The sequence below is a fragment of the Megamonas rupellensis DSM 19944 genome (assembly GCF_000378365.1).
Lineage (GTDB): Bacteria > Bacillota > Negativicutes > Selenomonadales > Selenomonadaceae > Megamonas > Megamonas funiformis.
The window spans coordinates 1-20,880 of record NZ_KB899597.1 but is presented as its reverse complement, the minus strand read 5'-3'; the positions used below and the strand labels follow the sequence as shown (position 1 = coordinate 20,880).

General features: G+C 32.3%; 23 protein-coding genes. 9 read left to right on the top strand and 14 right to left on the bottom strand.

Annotated elements, in window-relative coordinates; all coding sequences use genetic code 11:
• Window positions 1-211: zinc ribbon domain-containing protein (locus tag F553_RS0109670; protein ID WP_018999943.1), on the top strand; the 211-nt coding region annotated here is incomplete at its 5' end.
• Window positions 212-391: 180 nt separating this feature from the next.
• Here the strand turns inward: F553_RS0109670 and F553_RS0109665 are convergent.
• From F553_RS0109665 to F553_RS11910, 5 genes are all read right to left on the bottom strand, one after another.
• Complete coding sequence (locus F553_RS0109665; protein WP_018999942.1) at window positions 392-787, bottom strand: YbaN family protein; 396 nt, start codon at window positions 785-787, stop codon at window positions 392-394.
• 83 nt (window positions 788-870) lie between these two features.
• A complete protein-coding gene (locus tag F553_RS0109660; protein WP_018999941.1) occupies window positions 871-2,052 on the bottom strand; it encodes an MFS transporter in 1,182 nt (393 codons plus the stop codon).
• Window positions 2,053-2,130: 78 nt separating this feature from the next.
• The gene (gene thiD, locus F553_RS0109655; RefSeq protein WP_018999940.1) at window positions 2,131-2,919 is read right to left on the bottom strand and encodes a bifunctional hydroxymethylpyrimidine kinase/phosphomethylpyrimidine kinase; all 789 of its coding nucleotides are present in this window, start codon (window positions 2,917-2,919) and stop codon (window positions 2,131-2,133) included.
• Between the two features lie 5 nt (window positions 2,920-2,924).
• Window positions 2,925-3,746 carry a hydroxyethylthiazole kinase gene (gene thiM / locus F553_RS0109650; protein WP_018999939.1) on the bottom strand — a complete coding sequence of 274 codons (822 nt, stop codon included), beginning with the start codon at window positions 3,744-3,746 and terminating at the stop codon, window positions 2,925-2,927.
• Between the two features lie 98 nt (window positions 3,747-3,844).
• Window positions 3,845-4,729: a DMT family transporter gene (locus F553_RS11910; protein ID WP_018999938.1), complete on the bottom strand. Its 885-nt coding sequence runs from the start codon at window positions 4,727-4,729 to the stop codon at window positions 3,845-3,847.
• A 142-nt stretch (window positions 4,730-4,871) separates the two neighbouring features.
• Here F553_RS11910 and F553_RS0109640 point away from each other — a divergent pair, with 142 nt between their 5' ends.
• A complete protein-coding gene (locus F553_RS0109640) occupies window positions 4,872-5,654 on the top strand; it encodes a DeoR/GlpR family DNA-binding transcription regulator (protein ID WP_008539297.1) in 783 nt (260 codons plus the stop codon).
• Complete coding sequence (locus tag F553_RS0109635; RefSeq protein WP_018999937.1) at window positions 5,651-6,445, top strand: Cof-type HAD-IIB family hydrolase; 795 nt, start codon at window positions 5,651-5,653, stop codon at window positions 6,443-6,445. Before F553_RS0109640 ends, F553_RS0109635 begins: the two co-directional genes overlap by 4 nt.
• A gap of 31 nt (window positions 6,446-6,476) precedes the next feature.
• Here F553_RS0109635 and F553_RS0109630 read toward each other — a convergent pair whose 3' ends face one another.
• Window positions 6,477-8,384 (bottom strand): sigma 54-interacting transcriptional regulator, encoded by a 1,908-nt coding sequence (locus F553_RS0109630; RefSeq protein ID WP_018999936.1) that lies wholly within the window; start codon window positions 8,382-8,384, stop codon window positions 6,477-6,479.
• Window positions 8,385-8,593: 209 nt separating this feature from the next.
• On the opposite strand from F553_RS0109630, the gene F553_RS0109625 reads away from it, so the two are divergent.
• Entirely contained in the window at window positions 8,594-8,935 is a 342-nt protein-coding gene (locus tag F553_RS0109625; RefSeq protein WP_008539292.1) for a hypothetical protein, read from the top strand.
• Between the two features lie 60 nt (window positions 8,936-8,995).
• Here the strand turns inward: F553_RS0109625 and rbr are convergent, their stop codons facing one another.
• Window positions 8,996-9,529 (bottom strand): rubrerythrin, encoded by a 534-nt coding sequence (rbr, locus tag F553_RS0109620; RefSeq protein ID WP_018999935.1) that lies wholly within the window; start codon window positions 9,527-9,529, stop codon window positions 8,996-8,998.
• Between the two features lie 283 nt (window positions 9,530-9,812).
• Between rbr and F553_RS0109615 the strand changes: the two genes are divergently transcribed.
• Genes F553_RS0109615 through F553_RS0109600 form a run of 4 tightly spaced genes read left to right on the top strand, consistent with a single transcriptional unit; the run spans window position 9,813 to window position 12,497 of the window.
• Window positions 9,813-10,010 carry a 4Fe-4S binding protein gene (locus F553_RS0109615; protein WP_008539288.1) on the top strand — a complete coding sequence of 66 codons (198 nt, stop codon included), beginning with the start codon at window positions 9,813-9,815 and terminating at the stop codon, window positions 10,008-10,010.
• Entirely contained in the window at window positions 10,010-11,152 is a 1,143-nt protein-coding gene (locus tag F553_RS0109610; protein WP_018999934.1) for a 2-oxoacid:acceptor oxidoreductase subunit alpha, read from the top strand. The genes F553_RS0109615 and F553_RS0109610 overlap by 1 nt, the downstream gene beginning before the upstream one ends.
• Window positions 11,152-11,976: a 2-oxoacid:ferredoxin oxidoreductase subunit beta gene (locus tag F553_RS0109605; RefSeq protein ID WP_008539286.1), complete on the top strand. Its 825-nt coding sequence runs from the start codon at window positions 11,152-11,154 to the stop codon at window positions 11,974-11,976. The genes F553_RS0109610 and F553_RS0109605 overlap by 1 nt, the downstream gene beginning before the upstream one ends.
• Window positions 11,973-12,497 (top strand): 2-oxoacid:acceptor oxidoreductase family protein, encoded by a 525-nt coding sequence (locus F553_RS0109600; RefSeq protein ID WP_008539285.1) that lies wholly within the window; start codon window positions 11,973-11,975, stop codon window positions 12,495-12,497. The genes F553_RS0109605 and F553_RS0109600 overlap by 4 nt, the downstream gene beginning before the upstream one ends.
• A gap of 56 nt (window positions 12,498-12,553) precedes the next feature.
• Here the strand turns inward: F553_RS0109600 and trpA are convergent, their stop codons facing one another.
• Genes trpA through trpE form a run of 6 tightly spaced genes read right to left on the bottom strand, consistent with a single transcriptional unit; the run spans window position 12,554 to window position 19,002 of the window.
• Complete coding sequence (gene trpA, locus F553_RS0109595; protein WP_018999933.1) at window positions 12,554-13,330, bottom strand: tryptophan synthase subunit alpha; 777 nt, start codon at window positions 13,328-13,330, stop codon at window positions 12,554-12,556.
• Window positions 13,323-14,525 carry a tryptophan synthase subunit beta gene (gene trpB, locus F553_RS0109590; protein ID WP_018999932.1) on the bottom strand — a complete coding sequence of 401 codons (1,203 nt, stop codon included), beginning with the start codon at window positions 14,523-14,525 and terminating at the stop codon, window positions 13,323-13,325. Before trpB ends, trpA begins: the two co-directional genes overlap by 8 nt.
• 2 nt (window positions 14,526-14,527) lie before the next feature.
• On the bottom strand, window positions 14,528-15,925 hold the full coding sequence (gene trpCF, locus F553_RS0109585) for a bifunctional indole-3-glycerol-phosphate synthase TrpC/phosphoribosylanthranilate isomerase TrpF (RefSeq protein WP_018999931.1): 1,398 nt from the start codon (window positions 15,923-15,925) through the stop codon (window positions 14,528-14,530).
• Entirely contained in the window at window positions 15,926-16,939 is a 1,014-nt protein-coding gene (trpD, locus tag F553_RS0109580) for an anthranilate phosphoribosyltransferase (protein WP_018999930.1), read from the bottom strand.
• Entirely contained in the window at window positions 16,905-17,516 is a 612-nt protein-coding gene (locus tag F553_RS0109575) for an anthranilate synthase component II (protein WP_018999929.1), read from the bottom strand. Before F553_RS0109575 ends, trpD begins: the two co-directional genes overlap by 35 nt.
• Window positions 17,497-19,002: an anthranilate synthase component I gene (gene trpE, locus F553_RS0109570; protein ID WP_018999928.1), complete on the bottom strand. Its 1,506-nt coding sequence runs from the start codon at window positions 19,000-19,002 to the stop codon at window positions 17,497-17,499. Before trpE ends, F553_RS0109575 begins: the two co-directional genes overlap by 20 nt.
• A gap of 514 nt (window positions 19,003-19,516) precedes the next feature.
• Between trpE and F553_RS0109565 the strand changes: the two genes are divergently transcribed.
• Window positions 19,517-20,626 (top strand): hypothetical protein, encoded by a 1,110-nt coding sequence (locus F553_RS0109565; protein WP_018999927.1) that lies wholly within the window; start codon window positions 19,517-19,519, stop codon window positions 20,624-20,626.
• A gap of 90 nt (window positions 20,627-20,716) precedes the next feature.
• Here F553_RS0109565 and F553_RS12385 read toward each other — a convergent pair.
• The coding region (locus tag F553_RS12385; protein ID WP_156809636.1) for a zinc ribbon domain-containing protein at window positions 20,717-20,880 on the bottom strand (164 nt) is incomplete at its 5' end.

The following is a 20,880-nucleotide window of genomic DNA, read 5'->3' as shown; positions in this document are numbered from 1 at the left end:
GAGAGAAATTGGCTCAATAGTGCAAAAGATAGATAGATACTATCCAAGTTCGCAAATTTGCCATGTTTGTGGTACAAAAAATCCTGAAACTAAAAATTTGGCAGTTCGTGAGTGGATTTGCGCAAAGTGCAAAACCAGCCACGATAGAGATAGAAATGCTGCTATAAATATATGGAAGGTTGGGGCATCAACCTTCTTTGGAGAGATATAGTAAGACCTGCTATTTTAGTAGGCAAGTATCGTTTGTATCCAAGAATCCCCTGCATTTAGGCATGGGGAGTATGTCAATTTCTCCTCTATCGAACTTATGGGAGCAGTATTGATTTTAAGTACAGTATTTATCTTAGCTAAAGCAAAATAAGAGGCTAATTTTAGCCTCTTATTTTTATTTTCATCTATATTTTTCTGTTTTTATGCCCCAAAACAAATAAATAATATGTATTATCCAAACGGTAAGCATAACATATTGTACCCAAAAGAATTCAGCTGGCATAAAATAATAACCTATGCTCATTATTACTGTTACCATAAAAAGCACCTTGAATTTTGCCTTTATACTCATTGCTCGCTTTTGCACAAAATCTGCCAAATGTTTTTTATATAAATCAGTTTGCCTAAACCATTGATGTAATCTCTGTGAACCTTTAGAAAAACAATATAGAGTTAACAAATAAAAAGGTACCGTTGGTAATAATGGCAATATAATTCCTATAGTTCCCAATATAAAGCTTATACAACCTAAGCTTATCCAAAAATATCGCATCAAAATTTTATTTGATAATTCCACTTTGCACCTCATTAAATAAATGATAACAATTTTCAATAAAATTATATCATAATATACTGGAATTATCTTCTATTATTTAGCAATTATCCTTTAATTATTTTTCTATTATCGTATTTAAAATAAATCATACTTGCCACAGTAGCTATTACAGCTATAATACCTTCAAGATAAAAAGCTATATTTAGATTATATATTTCTGCGATATTGCCAGCTATCATTGGGACTATCGTCATTCCCACTGCATAAATAGCCTGATAATATCCCATAGCTGTAGAACGTTTTTCGATAGGAACATTCTTCATTGCTTCTGAAGTGCAAAAAGAAAAAACAATCCCTGTAGATAATCCAGCTAATATTTGAATTGCAATCAATAAATTAGGCGAAAAAATATTAGGTACAGCAAAACAATATATAGCTAAAACGAATAAAATAAAAGGTATCCAAAGTGATGAACCCAATCGTCTGGCAAAATTACTTGCTGAAAAATAAGAAGCTAGCACTGCTACAATAATATATACGATGGATAGTAAACCAATTTGAAATGCACTCGCATTTATTTCATGAGCAATCTGCGTTGTAAAACTCATACAAGTAGCCATTAAGATACCTTGTTGAACTAATGCCAATATCGAAAAGAAAATCAATCTTTTATCTGCATAAACTTTTATTAAATCTGATGTTTTCGGTACTATTTTTACTGTCTTTGTTTTTTGCTCTTTAATACCAAAAGATAATAATATCGCTGGCACACCACTACAGATACTCAATAAACATAAAAAATTCATACCTAAATGATTATAGCTCAAGGTACTTAAAACAAAACCACCTAAAACGCCTATATTATTAGCAGCCATGATAAGACCCATTGCTCGCTGTAGATTTTCACAAGTGAAATAACTAGCATATAAAACCATGAAAGAAATCCACATAGCTGAAGCAAAACCAGATAATATATTTCCCACTAAAAAACCTGTTTGCGGTTCTAAAATAATGCGAAATACCGAAGCTAATGCTGAAGCTGTAACTCCTAAAATGATAAATAATTTATGACGACCATTTTTATCTGCCATAATGCCAATGGGCATTCTCAATATCATTTGTGAAAAACCATATATGCCTATAATTATGCCAATCATGCTAGAAGAAACCTGCATAGTTGATAAATATGGTGTTTGAAAAGGCACATATACATATTGAGCAAACCAAAATAGTACAACTATTATCAGTAACAAATTTTTCTGGTAATTTAATTTACTTTTGTCCATGAAAAATCTTTTTACTCCTTTCATCTTGTATTAAATTTTTAAAATAAAAATCGCCTTAATTTAAGGCGATTTTTTTATTTATAAATTATACATATGATTTAAAGGGCCACTGCCTTTTCCTAAATCTAAATTAGCTTTTAATGCTCCTGTGATATAATCTTTGGCATTTTTAATGCTTGTAACTAAATCATGACCAGCAGCTAAATTAGAAGCAATCGCTGATGATAAAGTACAACCTGTGCCATGGGTATTTGGATTGTCTATGCGTTTACCTTCAAACCAATGAATTTCTCCATGGTCCCAAAGCAAATCATCTGCTGTATCTTCCAAATGACCACCTTTAATCAAAATAGCAGTCGGTATCTTTTGGGAAATAGTCTGTGCTGCTTTTATGCAATCTTCTTTTGTCTTGATAGCAAAGCCACATAAAACTTCTGCTTCTGCTAGATTTGGTGTAATTACTGTAGCTAATGGCAATAATTTTTCAATTAAAGTATTTGCCGCATCTTCTTCCATCAAACGACTACCAGCTGTAGAAACCATTACTGGGTCAGCAACGATATTTTTAGCTTTATATTCTACTAATTTATGAGCAATCATCTCAATGATTTCTTTATTTGCTACCATACCGATTTTAACTGCATCAGGATAAATATCTTGGAAAATACAATCCAATTGTCTGCCAACAAAGTCAGCCCCTGCATCTAAAATGCCGTACACACCAGTTGTATTTTGAGCTGTAAGAGCTGTAATTGCACTCATTGCATACATTTTATGAGCAGTAATTGTCTTTATATCTGCTTGAATACCTGCTCCACCACTACAATCTGAACCTGCTATTGTCAAAACTTTTTTCATTTCATTCATCTCTATCATCTCTTTTCATATTTAGCCATAGCTTCTAACTGTTCACCAGTCATATTATAAATAGCATCAATTAAATAATTTCTAAAGCTAGCATTGCCATCTAATTCGCCCATGCGTTTTTGAGCGATTTCACCTGCTACACCCATAGCACAAAAAGCTGCTACGGTAGCTATTAATTTATTATCTTTATTTGCTGCTAAATAAGCTGTAGTAAATGCTGATAACATACAACCACTGCCTGTAATTTTACTCATGATTTTATGACCATTGTAAATCACATAAGCATCTTTACTATCAGCCACAATATCAATGACACCACTAATAGCAATAATAGCATCCATATTTTTAGATAATTGCTTAGCAAATTTTACATATTCTGTTAAATTCTCTTCAGTAATGCTATCTCTTATATCAGCATCTACACCACGAGTTGAACCACTTCCATTTGCTAAAGTTTTTATTTCAGAAATATTACCGCGGATTACATCAAATTTTATATTTTTTACTAATTCAACAGCAGTGCGAGTGCGAAGTTCTGACGCTCCTACACCTACAGGGTCTAATAAAACTGCATGACTTAATCTATTAGCCATCCAACCTGCTTTATGCATAGAATTAATTGTTCTTGAATTCAACGTACCAATATTTATATTTAAACCATTACAAATGCTGGTGATTTCTTCTACTTCATTAATATCATCAGCCATAATAGGTGATGCTCCACAAGCTAATAAAATATTTGCACAATCATTTACAGTAACATAATTAGTAATATTATGTATTAATGGAGAATTTTTACACACATTCTCTAAACATTTTTTCAACAAAATAATCAGCCTCCTTTTTATTATTTTCATTCTACAATATTCACAAAATGCCTGCAATGAAAAAGCTTTTTGTTTAACTTGACTCCATTAAAATTAACTTAATTTACAGATTTAGCTTTTACTAAATTTAAATTAAGTATTAATATTGCCGAAATAATGCATATCATACCCAATATCTTCGTTAAATCAAATACTTCTTGAAAAAATATCAATCCCACTATAGCTGATACAATAGGTTCAATCGTAGCTAATATTGAAGCTTTTCCTGCCTCTAATTTTTTTAGCCCTGTAGTATAAAGTAAAAACGGCATTACTGTACAAAAAATAGCCAATCCAATTGTAGCTATAATAGCTTGCAAATTCAAAAGCTCATTTACATGATATATAATTCCAGACAAAGGAATACTTCCGATAGCTGCCACTACAAAAGTATACGTAATAATAGTTACTGCTTCATATTTATCTATTATCATCTTGCTAAAAATGCTATATAACGCATAACCAAAACCTGCACCTAAACCTAATAATATAGCCTTGCCACTTAAAATTACTTCTTGAGAAAATGCTCCTGTAATAAAACATAAACCGATAATAGTTATAAATAAAGCCAATACTTTTCGCTTATTCAATTTTTCATGAAAAAAGAAAAAAGACATTATCATTACAAATATAGGTGCCATATACAATAAAAGTGCAGGAATTGCCACACCGCCAATGACTTCAATCGCTTCAAAATAACAATAATTAAAAAAGATAATACTAAAAATACCTGTACCTAAAAAATAAATTATATCCTTAAATTCAATTTTTAATTTACTTCTATCAAAAATACTTAAATAAATAACTAAACATAAAGCTGAAAAGAATACTCTTATCGCTACACATTGCAACGAATTAAAACCTAAGTCCTTTAATAAACTGATGAAAATGGCAATAATTCCCCATAAAATGCCCGCACTAGTAATACAAACAACACTATTCACTACATCAACTCCTTTATAAATTCAAAATTATAAAAGCCTTCTTCTCATTATTTTACCTAAATTACAGATTAAATATCAAATTGACATAATGCTTATACTTGCTTAAAATTAACTTAACGAGCTAAGAAATTGTGGTGATTATATGTATCAAGAAGAACGTTTATATCAAATCATGAATTTATTACGCAAGAAAAAAAGTCTATCTAAACAAGAAATCATGTCTACATTCAATATATCTCGAGATACAGCTAGACGCGATATCATCTGTTTAGTAGAACAAAAAATCGCTTTACGCACACATGGTGGTATCACCTTACCTACAGTGCAACTTCGTCAAAGCTTCAAAGAACGAGCAAATTTAAAAAACTCCAATAAAGATTTATTAGGCAAAGTAGCTTCATCATATATCAAAAAAAATGCTATTTGCTATTTAGATACATCGACAACAGTTCAATATATGTGCAAATACATCAAAGAAAAATCTACTATATATAGTAATTCTATTGACATCATTGAACAATTAAAAGATAACGCTGCTTTAGATTTACACTTATTAGGTGGCAAACTCAATCCTGTAAATCGCTATTTCTATGGCAGTGAAACATTAGCCACACTTGATAATATCCGTTTTGATATCGCCTTTTTAGGTGCGGCTAGTATTACTGAAGATGGATTTTACACCTTTGAAAATGAAGATGCTGCTATCAAACATTTGATTGCCAAAAATTCTACACTTACTTGTGTACTTGCAGATTCTGGTAAATTTCTGCTACAGCCTGCTTATAAATTTGGTAAATTAAGTGATGTAGATATTGTTTTGACTACAAAAATGCCACCAAAAGCCATAGTTACAGCATTAGCAAAAGCTAATTGTTCACTATTTTGGGATTTCAATGATAAAGTTAAAGGAGAAAATATTTTATGACTATAAAACTCATTGCCTTAGACATGGACGGTACTTTACTCAATCGACAAAAACTTGTTCCTGAAAAAAATGCTTTAGCCATAAAAAAAGCTATGGATAAAGGTATTTATGTAACTATAGCCACTGGTCGTATGCCTGCATCTGCTTCTTATTTTGCTAAACAATTAAATATGAACTGCCCTGTAGTATCTTGTAATGGTGGTGTTGTTAAAGATTTAAATACAGGAAAAAGCATCTATGAAGCTCATTTTTCTAAAGATACTATAACTGAATTAATATCTATTTGTTATCAAAAAAATTGGTATATTCGTTGGTATATTGGCGATACAATTTATGTTCGCTATGTAGATATGGATATGTTCCCTGCTTATAAAACTACAAAAGGATTAAACATAGTAGAAGTCGGCGAGGATTTTGAAAAATATACAGAAAACGTTACGCAGTTAGTTGTTTGTAACTTAAATGGAAAAATCCAAGAAATTCAAGATGAATTAACTGATATATTCAAAGATAGAATTGGTCTACAACAAAATACTGGATATACTATGGATATAACACCTCCTGGCATTGATAAAGCAGTAGGACTAAGTAAATTAGCTCAATATTTACAAATAGACAAAAGCGAAATCATGGCTTGTGGTGATGGTGATAATGATTTAGCTATGATTGAATATGTCGGTTTAGGTGTTGCCATGGAAAACGCTATTGATGATGTGAAAAATATTGCTCAATTCATTACTAAAGATTGTGATGAAGATGGTATAGCGTACGTTATTGATAAATTTATATAATAAAAAAGCTTGGCGATAGCCAAGCTTTTTTTTATTTTTCCAATCCATATTTTTTAATATAACGATATAAAGTAACACGACTTACACTCAAGAGGTTAGATAAACGGCTTACGTTTCCGCCAGCTGCTTTCCATGCTTTGAGGAATATTTCTTTATCTGTTTTCCATTTATTATCTGGTTTTACGCTACCCATTAAATTAATATCTGTAGGATAAATTTCATGTCCACTTGTATTGAAGAATGAATATTCTAATACGCTTTGCAATTGTTTGATATTTCCTGGCCAATCATAAGTTCTCAATACTTCTAAAGACTCTGGTAATAAAACTTTTGGCTCCATTTGATGTTGTTTAGATAATTCTTCAATAATATTAATAGATAACATCGGAATATCATCTCTACGAGAACGAAGTGATGGCACACGTATAATACTGCGAGAAATTATATTAAATAATTTTTCATCGAATTGACCTTTTTCAGTCAAACGTCTTAAATTTGCATCACTTGCAGCAATAATGCGTACATCAATACTGCGTTCTAAGCTTTCACCGATACGATGAGTTTTCTTTTCGGATAAAGCTTTAGCTAACATTTTAGCAATAGAGCTTGGTAATTTTTCGATTTCATCAATAAATAAAGTACCTTTACTTGCTAATTCTAATTTACCTGGATGACTTACATCAGAATCTGTAGCTGCGCCAAAGATATCTTGTTCCAATAATTCTGGTGTAGAATCTGCACAATTTATAGAAATCAATGGACCTGCCATACGCATACTAGCCATATGGATACCATGCGCTAAACGCTGTTTGCCAATGCCAGCTTCACCTTGTAATAAAATATGATTTTTATTACGAGCTACACGATAAGCACGTTCTTTCATCTGTACAAAAGATTTACTTTCTCCAACCATAGAAGATAAGCTATATTTTGCTGTATAACCAGAAGCATGAGCTACTAAAGTACGTAAATCTTCAATTGGCATAGATACTGTAACTACACTTTGTACATCTTCATCATCTTCAGAATTTTTCAATGGCACAACAGTAGTAATATCTTCATAAGTTTTATTATTAGTAATCCATGTAGTTTCACGATTATAGCAAGAAATACCTTGGAAACCATCATAAATAGGAGTATGTGTATAATTCAATACAATATCTTTTAAATGAGCTGTTTCTTTATTTTCATTTATAGCATTAATAGCGGATAAACGTTCTTCACCCATGCGATTTGCATAAACAATTTTATCTTCAGACATAATATGATATACAGCAAATGGCGCTGCATCTAAAATAGCTTTCTGAGCTTTAATATTCAAAGATTGTCTAATATTTAATTCTAAAGCAGTTTTTAATGTAAATAATAATGCTAAAACTACATCTTGAGGAATTTTTTCATATTCCATTACAGTTAAAGATACGATATATGTTAATTCCCCATTGACCATAATTGGCACAGAACCACTATTCATTTCATGTAATTCTTCAAGCCAAATTTCTGGGCCAAATACCCAAAATGGTACTTTATGTTCTTTTACAATATTGCAACTAAGTGTACCTACGTTTTTCGTAGTTAAGCTTACGCCTTCTAATCTATCAATAAGTCTTGATGTTGGATTGGCATATTTTTTTAGTACAGTACATTCTGAATCCATGATAGTTAAACATAGATTATATTCATGTAAAAAGTCCACAATACTGTCGATAAAATTATCTAAATACTCAATAGCATCACTGTGTTTGCTTTGTAATTGAGCCAATTCATATGCTGATAATCTAGCAGTTGCTGGAATTTTTTTAGGATTAACTTGATATTGCTTAGATAATTCCCATGATTCTTTTATCCATGGATGTACATTAGGGTCAGTTATACCTTTATTTATAAAAATTTTGTAATAATTTATTAATTTTTCTCGATTTCGATGTTCTCTAATCATAATATTTATAAACCTCTATTCTGTAAAGTTTGTCGCCTAAAATCTTTAAGATATTAACTATTTTAACAAGTGTGTAACAAACTATCAATTATTTTCTAAAAAAATAATAACATTTGTACAAAAAATATTGTTTATTTGTTAACTTGTGAGCTAAAATTATATTTGTTATACTTTATTCATAAATTAAAATGTTGAGGATGGTTTTTTCTATGGCTAGAATGAGTAAACGAATTAGTAATAAAATTACTAAAACAAAAGAACAACAAAATGCACCTAAAGAACAGAAAAAGTACGGTAAAGATATTTGGTTAATCCTATTAATCGTCATTAACTTCTTATTATTAGTAACTATGTGGGAAAGTTTAATTTTAGCTCCAATAAGCTTTGCTACTTACTTAGTTTTAGAAATTGCTTTAGTAATTATGTATGCAAATCGTCATGCAAAAGTGTCTGATAATGTTAGAGAATGGCTCTATAAGGCACAGATTTTCTTTATGGGTATTATTTTACTTTTATTCTTATATACAGTAGTTGCTTATATATTCGGTTAAAATAAAATATAAAATAAAAAGGCTAGTTAGATATAATCTAACTAGCCTTTTTTAACCGAATTAATAATTGTTTGCTTTAATTTCAAAGAATGCTTTTGGATGAGCACATACAGGACAAATTTCTGGAGCTTCTGTACCTTCATATACATGACCACAGTTTGAACACATCCAAATCATTTTTTCATTGCGTTTGAAAACTTTATCTTCTTGAATATTTGCTAATAATAAATTGTAACGAGCATCATGTTCTTGTTCAATTTTAGCAACCATTTCAAAGAGGTTAGCAATGCGAGTGAAACCTTCTTCACGTGCTACTTTTGCGAATTCTGGATACATAGAAGTCCATTCTTCATGTTCACCAGCAGCTGCTGCTTTTAAGTTTTCTTCAGTAGTACCAATTTTATCTACTAATTTAAACCAAATTTTAGCATGTTCTTTTTCATTTGCAGCTGTTTCTTCAAAAATTTTAGCAATCTGAACATAACCATCTTTTTTTGCTTTAGAAGCATAGTACGTATATTTATTACGTGCCTGAGATTCACCAGCAAATGCCGCCCATAAGTTTTGTTCTGTTTTACTGCCTTTTAATTCCATTCAAATCGCTTCCTTTCCAATTTACTCTCTTACTTTTTAAATCTAACTAAAAAAGAATTATTATTAATTAATATTATATACTATTTTTCTTGATAGTCAAGATATTTTCATATATTTAAATATAATTTGTTTTAAAATATATATTGTATACATTTACACATTTACACTTTTTTGTTATATAATAGATGTCATGACTGATATTGAATGTAGCAAATAACAAATTTATTGTTACTAATATTTATGTTTATTTTATGTATATATTTAAAAGTTTAGGAGTGTAATTTTGAAGAACATTATTTATTTGAAAACACAAAGGTGCAAAGGCTGCGGTATTTGCGTGGCTTTTTGTCCAAAAAAAGTTTTGCAATTAGATGTATTAAATCACTGTCAGATTGTCAATGCTGATGCTTGTATAGGTTGTGGACAATGTGAATTACGTTGCCCAGATTATGCTATTTTTGTAGATAAGGAGGAAAATTAATGATTAAATTAATGCAAGGCAATGAAGCGTGCAGTTATGGTGCTTTAGCTGCTGGTGTGCGCTTTTTTGCAGGTTATCCAATTACACCATCTACAGAAATCGCTGAAACAATGGCTAAATTATTGCCTAAAATGGGCGGTAAATTCGTTCAAATGGAAGATGAAATCGCTAGTATGGGTGCTGTTTTAGGCGCTTCTCTTGCTGGTGATAAAGTATTAACAGCAACTTCTGGTCCTGGCTTTTCTTTAAAACAGGAATTAATCGGTTATGCTTGTGCTGCTGAAATTCCAGTAGTTATTGCCAATGTACAACGTGTAGGTCCATCAACTGGACAGCCAACATCTCCTGCACAAGGCGATATCATGCAGGCACGATGGGGAACACATGGCGACCATTCCATCATTGCGCTTTCTCCATGGAGTGTGCGTGAAACTTTTGACGTTACTGTTATGGCGGTAAATTATGCAGAACGCTTTCGTACACCAGTTATTTTATTGATGGATGAAATTGTAGGTCATTTACGTGAAAACATAGATGTTCCTGAGAAAGACGATATAGAAATTTATCCTCGTCGTCAACCAAAGATGGCACCATCACCAGAATATAAAGCATATACTCCTAACACTGACTTAGTGCCAAATATTGCTGATTTTGGTAAAGGATATCACATTCATGTAACTGGTCTTATTCATGATGAAACAGGCTTCCCATCAGGTAGCCCAATGGTTACTAAAGAAGTCATTGATAGATTGCATAAAAAAATAGATATTGCTCGTGATGAAATTTGTCATTATGAAGCATATAATATGGAAGATGCACAATATGCAATTGTAAGCTATGGTGGTACAGCTCGTACAGCGTATGAAGCTATGCTCGAAGCTCGCAAAAAAGGCTATAAAGTCGGCATGGTACGCCTTATCACAATTTGGCCATTTGCCGATAAAGTTATTGCAGATTTAGCAGACAAAGTTGATGCTATTTTAGTCCCTGAACTTAACTATGGACAACTTGTACATGAAGTACAACGTGCAAGTGAAGGCAAATGCAAAGTAGAATTCTTAGGCAAATACGATACACAGATTTTCACTCCAACTGAAATTGAAACAGCTATTATTAAAATGTGCGAAGGAGGCAATAATTAATGAAACCTAGAGTTTATGAACAACATTTCCGTCAAAACCGCCTTCCGCATTTATGGTGCCCTGGTTGCGGTAATGGTATTGTAATGAAAGCAATTGTAGAAGCTATCGTCAAGAAAAATCTCGATCCAGATAAAACAGTAATCGTATCCGGTATTGGTTGCTCTTCACGTGCATCTGGTTATATGGATTTTGATACACTTCATACAGCTCATGGTAGAGCTATTCCATTTGCAACAGGTATAAAACTTGCTAGACCTGAACTCAATGTAATTGTAATCACAGGCGATGGCGATTGCATGGCTATCGGTGGCAATCACTTTATTCATGGTGCAAGACGTAATGTAGATTTAACTGTCGTATTATTCAACAACAATATTTATGGTATGACAGGTGGTCAGGCATCACCTACTACTCCGCTTGATAAAAAAGCGACAACTGCTCCATATGGTTGCGTTGATAATCCATTTGACCCATGCAATTTGGCAGCAGCAGCAGGTGCTACATATGTGGCAAGAAGCACAGCTTATCATGTACCACATTTGATCAATATGATAGCTGGCGGTATTGAAAATAAAGGTTTCTCCTTGATTGAAGCTATAGTACAATGTCCAACAGCTTTCGGTCGTAAAAATAAAATGGCAGATCCTGCACAGATGATGATGTGGATGCGTGATAATGCAGTTATGAAGCCAGCTTTTGATAAATTAGCTGATGATAAAAAAGTAGGCAAATTCCCAATTGGTCTATTACATCAACATCAATCTATTGATTATGACCATGCCTATGATAAAGTTATCGAAATAGCTGGAGGTGTTGAAAAATGATGAAACAACTCCGTTTATCCGGTTCAGGAGGTCAGGGCGTTATCACAGCAGCAATTATCTTTGCTGAAGCTGCTGTAAGTGAAGGCAAACAAGCTGTTCAATCTCAATCTTATGGTCCAGAAGCACGTGGTGGTGCTTCTAAAGCGGAAGTAATTATTTCCGATAATCCGATTTATCATCCTAAAGTTATAAATCCAGATATCGTACTTGCTATGACACAACAAGCAGCTGACAAATATTATGGCGATTTAGACAAAGACAATGGCTTATTAATCGTTGATGAAGACCTTGTACCAAATGCACCAGATTTTCCACATATCATTAAAGTGCCAATCACTAAAATGGCCTCTGAAAAACTCGGCAAATTGTTATTTGCCAATATAGTTGCACTTGGCATCATGGTTAAACTCTCTGGCATTGTTTCGCTTGAAACAGTAAAACAATCTGTGGCACATCGCGTACCACCACATACAGTTGATAAAAATATGCAGGCATTAGAACTCGGTTATAATGCTGTTTAAAACAAAAACTCCCTTTAATTAAAGGGAGTTTTTGTTATTATACAAATTATTTTTAATTATGCTTTTAAGATAGCTTCTTTCATAGATTTTACATAGTCAACTAAATATGGTGTAGCCTCTTTGCCATATTTATCAATAATACGGATAACAGCACTGCCTACAATAACACCATCAGCAATTTTAGCCATATCATATGCTTGCTGTGGTGTTGAGATACCAAAACCTACAGCTACTGGTTTATCTGTATATTTACGAATAGTATCTACTATACTTTGTATATCTGTTTTTATTTCTTTTCTAACACCTGTTACACCTAAAGAGGATACACAATAGATAAAGCCCTGTGCTTCATTAGCTATCATGCCTATGCGATTTTCTGAAGTAGGTGCTATCAAAGATATTACTTCTACATCATTTTCATTAGCTTGGGTTAAAATTTCATCTTTTTCTTCAAAAGGTAAATCAGCCACAATAACGCCACTGATATTGCATTGTTTACATCTAGCAAAAAATTTGTCTTTACCATAAACGAATATAGGGTTTATATAAGTCATAAATACAAGCGGAATATTCACTTTTCCCTTTAATTTTTCAGCCATATCAAAAATATCATTTGTCGTCATATTGCCACTCAAAGCCACTTTACTAGCCGCTTGAATAACTGTTCCTTCTGCCACTGGGTCAGAAAACGGTATCCCTATTTCTATCAAATCAGCTCCAGCTTCTGCCATCTTTAGAATAAATTTTTCTGTAGCTTCTAAATTCGGATAACCTGCCAATACAAAGGGAATAAATGCTTTCTTATTTTTAAATGCTTCTTCTATCTTAATCATTGATTTTCACTCCTCTATATCTCGCCATAGCTGCTACATCTTTATCTCCTCTACCAGATAAGCAAACAATGATGATTTCATCTTTTTTCATTTTCGGTGCAATTTTCATCACTTGTGCTATAACATGAGCACTTTCAATCGCTGGGATAATTCCTTCTGTTCTTGATAAATATTCAAATGCATCAACTGCTTCACCATCTGTAATCGCTACATATTCAGCTCTACCACTATCGTGTAAATAAGCATGTTCTGGCCCAATACCTGGATAATCTAAGCCTGCTGAAATAGAATATACAGGAGCAATCTGACCATATTTATCCTGACAAAAATAGGATTTCATACCATGGAAAATACCTTCTGTGCCTTTAGAAATAGTAGCTGCATGTTCTTCTGTATCAAGACCTTTTCCGGCTGCTTCACAACCAATCAATCTCACTTGTTTATCAGGAATAAAATTATAAAACATGCCCATAGCATTGCTACCGCCACCAACGCAAGCCATGACTACATCTGGCAATCTATTTTCCATGTCTAATATCTGTTCACGAGCTTCTCTGCTGATGATAGATTGAAAATCACGCACAATAGTTGGAAATGGATGTGGTCCCATAACAGAACCTAAAACATAATGTGTATCATCAATTCTTGAAGTCCATTCGCGTAAAGCTTCATTTACTGCATCTTTTATTGTTCTTGTTCCTTTAGTAACACTATGTACTTTTGCTCCTAATAATTCCATGCGATAAACATTTAATGCTTGTCGTTTCGTATCTTCTTCGCCCATGAAGATTTCACATTCCATATTCATAAGTGCTGCCACTGTTGCTGTAGCTACGCCATGTTGACCTGCACCTGTTTCTGCAATTACACGAGTTTTTCCCATGCGTTTTGCCAATAAAATCTGCCCCAAAACATTATTGATTTTATGAGAACCTGTATGATTTAAGTCTTCTCGTTTCAAATAAATCTTTGCTCCACCTAAATCATTTGTCATCTTTTCCGCAAAATATAAAAGTGATGGTCTACCTGTATATTTTCGCTGTAAATCCTCTAATTCTCTGACAAAATCTGGATCATCTTTATATTTTAAATACGCTTCTTCTAATTGATTTACTGCATTCATTAAAGTCTCTGGCATATATTGTCCGCCATATTTACCAAAACGACCTTTTTTATTTATCTTATTCACGCTCATATTTATCCTACCTTTCGCAAAAGTTCACTTATCGTCTTAACTTCATTTTCATCTTTATGATTATCTTTTTCTATGCCACTACTGATATCTACTATATATGGTTTTGTCGTTCTTATCGCTCTAATGATATTTTGCTTATTTATACCACCAGCCAAGATAAATTCACCTGTAAAATCCTTAAGCAAATCCCAATTAAAACTCTTTCCTGTGCCACCAGCACTATCTTTTACATAAGCATCAAACAAAATCATATCGGCAATACTTTGTTTCGCTCTTTCTATATCAACAATATCTTTTACTTTTATCGCTTGCCAAATCGGCAAATCGAGTTTATTTTTCAATGCTTTGATAAATTCATTATCCTCATCACCATGTAATTGAATGATATCTAAAGAAACTTTCTGAGCTATCTCTTCAATTTGCGTTAGCGAAGTATTGACAAAGACACCGACTTTTTTAATTTTTTCATCTAAATTTTTAGCTAAATCATTTGCTGTTTGTATACTTACTTGTCGTTTACTTTCAGCAAATATAAACCCCACATAATCTGGGGTATATCTATTTACGATAGCTATATCTTCTCTAGTTTTCATGCCACAAAATTTTACTTTAGGGCTTATTTTCTTTCCATATAATTCCTTAAGTGCTAAGACTTTATCTTTAGCCCTCATAAAAGTTTCACCGATAAGCACGGCTTGCACTTGATGAACTCTTAATTTTTCTATATCTTCTTTAGTTTTTATGCCACTTTCAGAAACAAAAATCACATTTTCAGGCACTAAAGACCTTAAATTTAAACTATTTTCTACATCTACAGTGAAATCTTTTAAATTGCGATTATTCACACCGATAATTCTCGCTTGTATCTTCAAGGCTCTTTTTATCTCATTTTCATCATGAGCTTCCACTAAACAGGATAGCCCTAATTTTTCAGCTAAGGTAAAAAATCTCTTAAGCGTTTCATCATCTAAAATCGCACAAATCAATAAAATCGCTGAAGCTCCCAAGATTTTTGCTTTATAAATCTGATATTCATCGATGATAAAATCCTTACATAATACAGGAATACTGACATTTTGAGCAATCTCTTGTAAATATTTATCTTCACCTAAAAAATAATCTGGCTCTGTGAGTACAGAAATAGCACTTGCTCCTGCTAATTCATATTCTTTAGCGATAGTTAAATAAGGAAAATCTTGAGCTATAATTCCTTTTGATGGTGATGCTTTTTTCACTTCACAGATAAAATTTATATCTTGTTTCATCAATGCTTTTTCTAAAGGAAAGTCTCTATTTTGGGGCAAAGATTCTGCTTCTTGTTTTAGCATAGCCAATGATTTTATCTGTTTTTGTTTAGCTATATTGATTTTTCGTTTCTTCACAATTTCATCTAAAATCATTTAACATACCTCATTTGAATATTTGATAAATCGTTCCATCTGATATTTAGCTTTGCCTGTATCTATCGTATCTTTGGCTATATTAATACCATCTTGTATAGATAAACCATCTTTTGCTAAATAAATACTCATGCCAGCATTTAATAATACTGCATTGCGTTTTGCCCCCAAAGTTCCTGCTAAAATATCCCTTGTAATTTGAGCATTTTCATTTTTATCTCCGCCAACTAATTCAGCTGAATTTGCATATTCCATGCCATAATCTCTAGGATCTAAAGTATATGTCTTTAATTTTTTATCTTTGATTTCACATACTAAAGTTTTATTACAAGCTGTTATCTCATCTAAACCATCATAACCATAGACAACAGCACCTCTTTTTACACCGAGATTAGATAATACTTTCGCTAATGGCTCTACTAATTCTTCTTGATAAACGCCCATCAATTGTCGATTAGCATTTGCAGGATTAGCAAGTGGCCCTAAGATGTTGAATACTGTTCTAATGCCTAGTTCACGTCTAACAGGACTAGCATATTTCATAGAACTGTGATACTTCGGTGCGAACATAAAACACATGCCTATTTCATCTAGCATCTTTTCATTCTGCTTAGCATCTAATTCTAATTTAGTGCCTAAAGCTTCTAAACAATCAGCTGCACCGCATTTACTAGATACACTGCGATTACCATGTTTAGCTACCTTTATACCGCTAGCTGAAATTACAAATCCTGCTGTAGTTGAAATATTAAATGTATTTGCTTCGTCTCCACCTGTGCCGACTATTTCAAATAAATCATCTTTATAATCTATGCTTTGAGCTTTTTCTCTCATGACTTGAGCAAAAGCTGTTATTTCATCTATTGTTTCGCCCTTTAATCGCAAAGCAGTCAAAAAACTAGCAATTTGAATATCACTCGCTGTTCCACTCATGATTTCTTGCATGGAAACTATAGCCTGCTCTGTTGTTAAATCTTGTTTATTGCTCAATTGATATATTGCTTGTTTTATCATTTTGACCACCTCTTATATCCAGAAAATTTTGAATTAATTTCTTGCCATTATCACTTAAAATCGATTCAGGATGAAATTGCAATCCATAAATAGGATATCTTCTATGCTCTATTGCCATAATTTCACCATCATCAGTAGTTGCTATTATCTTTAAATCTTCGCCTAAAGTTTCTCTTTTAATCGCTAAAGAATGGTATCTTGCTCCCATAAATTCTTTATCTATACCCTTAAATAAAGGTGAATTTTCCATTATCTTTAATTTAAAAGCTTTGCCATGAACTACTTCTTTGGCATAACTTACAATACTTTCAAAAACTTCAGCTATGACTTGATGACCTAAACAAATCCCTAAAATCGGTATCTCACCTTGAAAAACTTTCACGATTTCACTGCAAATTCCAGCTTCACTAGGTTTTCCTGGCCCTGGAGATAGCACAATATGACTTGGATTTAGCTTTTTTACCTGCTCTATATTTAATTCATCATTGCGAATGACTTTTATCTTTGGATTTATTGAGCCAATTAATTGATATAAGTTGTACACAAAACTATCATAATTATCTACTAACAAAATCATATGTTTCCACCTCCTGTGCTTTTGTAATTGCCTCTATCATTGATTGGGCTTTATTTATCGTTTCTTGGTATTCATTTTCAGGTATGCTATCTTTGACTATTCCGCCACCTGAACGAACAAATACTTTACCTTGTTTTGCTACTGCCATTCTTATACCTATGCACATATCCATATTACCTGCAAAATCGATATATCCCACAGCACCACCATAAATACCTCTTGGGCTTTTCTCTAATTCATGAATGATTTCCATAGCTCGTATTTTTGGCGCACCAGATAATGTTCCTGCTGGCAAAGTAGCTACGATAGCATCTAAAGCATCACAATCATCTTTGATTTTTCCTTTTACAGTAGTTGTTATATGCATCACATGAGAGAAAAACTCTACTTTATGCATATTTTCTACTGTTACTGAATTGAATTTACTGATTTTACCGATATCATTTCTGCCCAAATCCACTAGCATATTATGTTCTGCCAATTCTTTTTCATCACTTAATAATCTTGTTTTTAATAAATCATCTTCTCGTTCATCTTTACCTCTTGGCATCGTGCCAGCTATCGGAAAAGTCTTTAATTCTTTATCCTCTAATTTTATCAATGTTTCTGGTGAAGCCCCTGTCAGCTCAATTTGCTTAGAGCTTAAATAAAACATATATGGCGAAGGGTTTATCGTTCTTAATATACGATAAGCATTTAATAAACTTCCTGAAAAATCTGCTTCTATGCGATTGGAAATGATAGCCTGAAAAATATCGCCTTCTTTGATATAATGCTGTGTCTTTTTCACTACATCTATATATTCATCTTTAGAAAACTCTCGTTTAAAATCAGATAATAGTTTTCCTGAAGGTATTTCTTTTTCTTTGCCATAAATAATGAGTTTCGCTAATTTTTCTAAATCCTCAATGGCTTTAGCATAATTAGCTTTTAAATCATCAGTTTTTATATTCACAATTAAAATTATCTTTTTCGTATAATGGTCAAAAGCTATTACCTTATCAAATAACATTAAATCTACATCATTGAAAGAAACTTCGTCTTTATTTATTGTTTCATCTACAAAATCCAATTTACTTTCTTGATAACGTAGATATTCATAAGCAAAATATCCGACCAATCCGCCAGTAAACGACGGTAAATATTCAAATTTAGGGCTTTTATATGCTTTTAAAATCTCTCTAATCTCTGTATTTGGATTATCCGTCTTAATTTCTTGTATTTCATTATTGCTAGCTTTTTTTATCTTCAATAAATGATTTTTACAACTAATCTCTAAAGAAGGATTAAAACCTAAGAAAGAATATCTGCCCCAATGATGTGTATTCTCCACACTTTCAAATAAATACACATTATCACTTATATTTTTCAAGATTTTCAACACTTTAATCGGTGTCGTAAGGTCAGCAAATATCTCTTTACTCACTGGCACTATTTTATATTCTGTTTTTATTGCTTCTAATTCTGCCAGAGTCGGTTTGTACATATTTTAATCCTCCTTTATAAATCTATTTGTAAGCAAATAAAAATACCCGTCCTTGAAAATAACATCAAGGACGGGTATCTATATTTCTATATAATTAAATCACTAAAATTATATATTATACTCTACTCGCGGTACCACCTTGTTTGAGCTAACGCTCCTCTTTGCAGGATACTAACATATCCCTCACAGTTAACGCTTGTGTCGCGTTGCAGAATACTAAGATTATCTCTAATCTGTTGACTGCACCCTCAGTGGTCCATTTAATATGCTGCGTACTATAGGCTCTCAGCTCCCCTACTCTCTGTAAGTGCATTTCATATTTTTATCTCCACCTCATAGGTTTCATTAAGGCAAGTATTAAATTTTTGAATTGATTTGCTCATATTATTGCACATCAATTATTTTTTGTCAATATTAAATTGTAAACTTTACACCATAAAATAAAAGCAATAACCACCGATATTGTTTTATGGTATAATAATTATACAAATTTTCACCCTGGAGTAAATTAATCATGAATGATGATAAATGGCAACGAACCGTTGCTAAACGAAGAAGACAACGTCGCATACAAAATTTATTTGCTTGTTTTATAGTTTTATTAGTATTATTAATTTTATCGATTATAGGAGGTTATTACTATTACCAACGCACTAATTCTCCTGAACATGCTTTAGAAGAATTGCAAACAGCCTTTGAACATCGTGATATTGATACTATTCATAAATACGTAGATTTAAAAACTTTATTACCACCAAATTATAAGATTTTGACTAATGATATATTTATCAACGACAAAATCTATACGGAAAAAGAACATAGTATTTATCAAACATTCTATGCCCTCATTGAACCCATCATTATTGATGGCACAATTCAAAGCATTGATAAATATATTCAAACTGGAAATTGGCAACGATTCAATTATGATTCTATGCTTAAAGGTCGTCAATTAGGTATCGATTATACAGAATTAATCAATCGCTCTTTGTTGTTCAATATAAGTTTCAAAGAAATAAAATCCATAGAAACTATTGATGATAATTCAGTTATGGCAACAATTTTAGTTGCAGATAAATACACAGATACTAATTTTGATTTAAAATTAAAATTAGTCAAAAATGAAGGAGGCATTTGGCAAGTCAGCGAAGTTACTAATTATCAAGATTATCTAACTATGATATCTAATCTTTATCGCCAAGATATAAATACTTATTTGACTAATACTAAAGCCGATTTAGATAGAAATAATGCTCAATTCAAGCAATTACAAAGCGAATTTATAGTTTTAGCTGAAAACTTCAAAAATAATCCTTCATCAAGTCAAAGAGCATTGTTAAAATCTTTTATTGATAATAAAATAGTGCCAACATATCAAGATTGGTATAATTATCTACAAAGTTATCAAATACCTACAGGTGCTCGTCATTTACATGAATTGCGCATGGAAAGTACGACATATACTATTCAAGCATGGAAAGCTTATGCTATCGGTATTCAAGATAATAAACCAAAAGATTTAGCTAAGGCTGAGCGATTACATCGAAAAGCTATGGAAACAGAGCAGAAAGTTACTGATACGATTAATAATATGCCTGCTTTATTTATGCCTACAGTTGATTAATTTTATACTTCGCTTGACATACTCCCCATGCCTAAAGGCAGGGGATTCTTGGATACAAACGATACTTGCCTACTAAAATAGCAGGTCTTACTATATCTCTCCAAAGAAGGTTGATGCCCCAACCTTCCATATATTTATAGCAGCATTTCTATCTCTATTGTGGCTGGTTTTGCACTTTGCGCAAATCCACTCACGAACTGCCAAATTTTTAGTTTCAGGATTTTTTGTACCACAAACATGGCAAATTTGCGAAC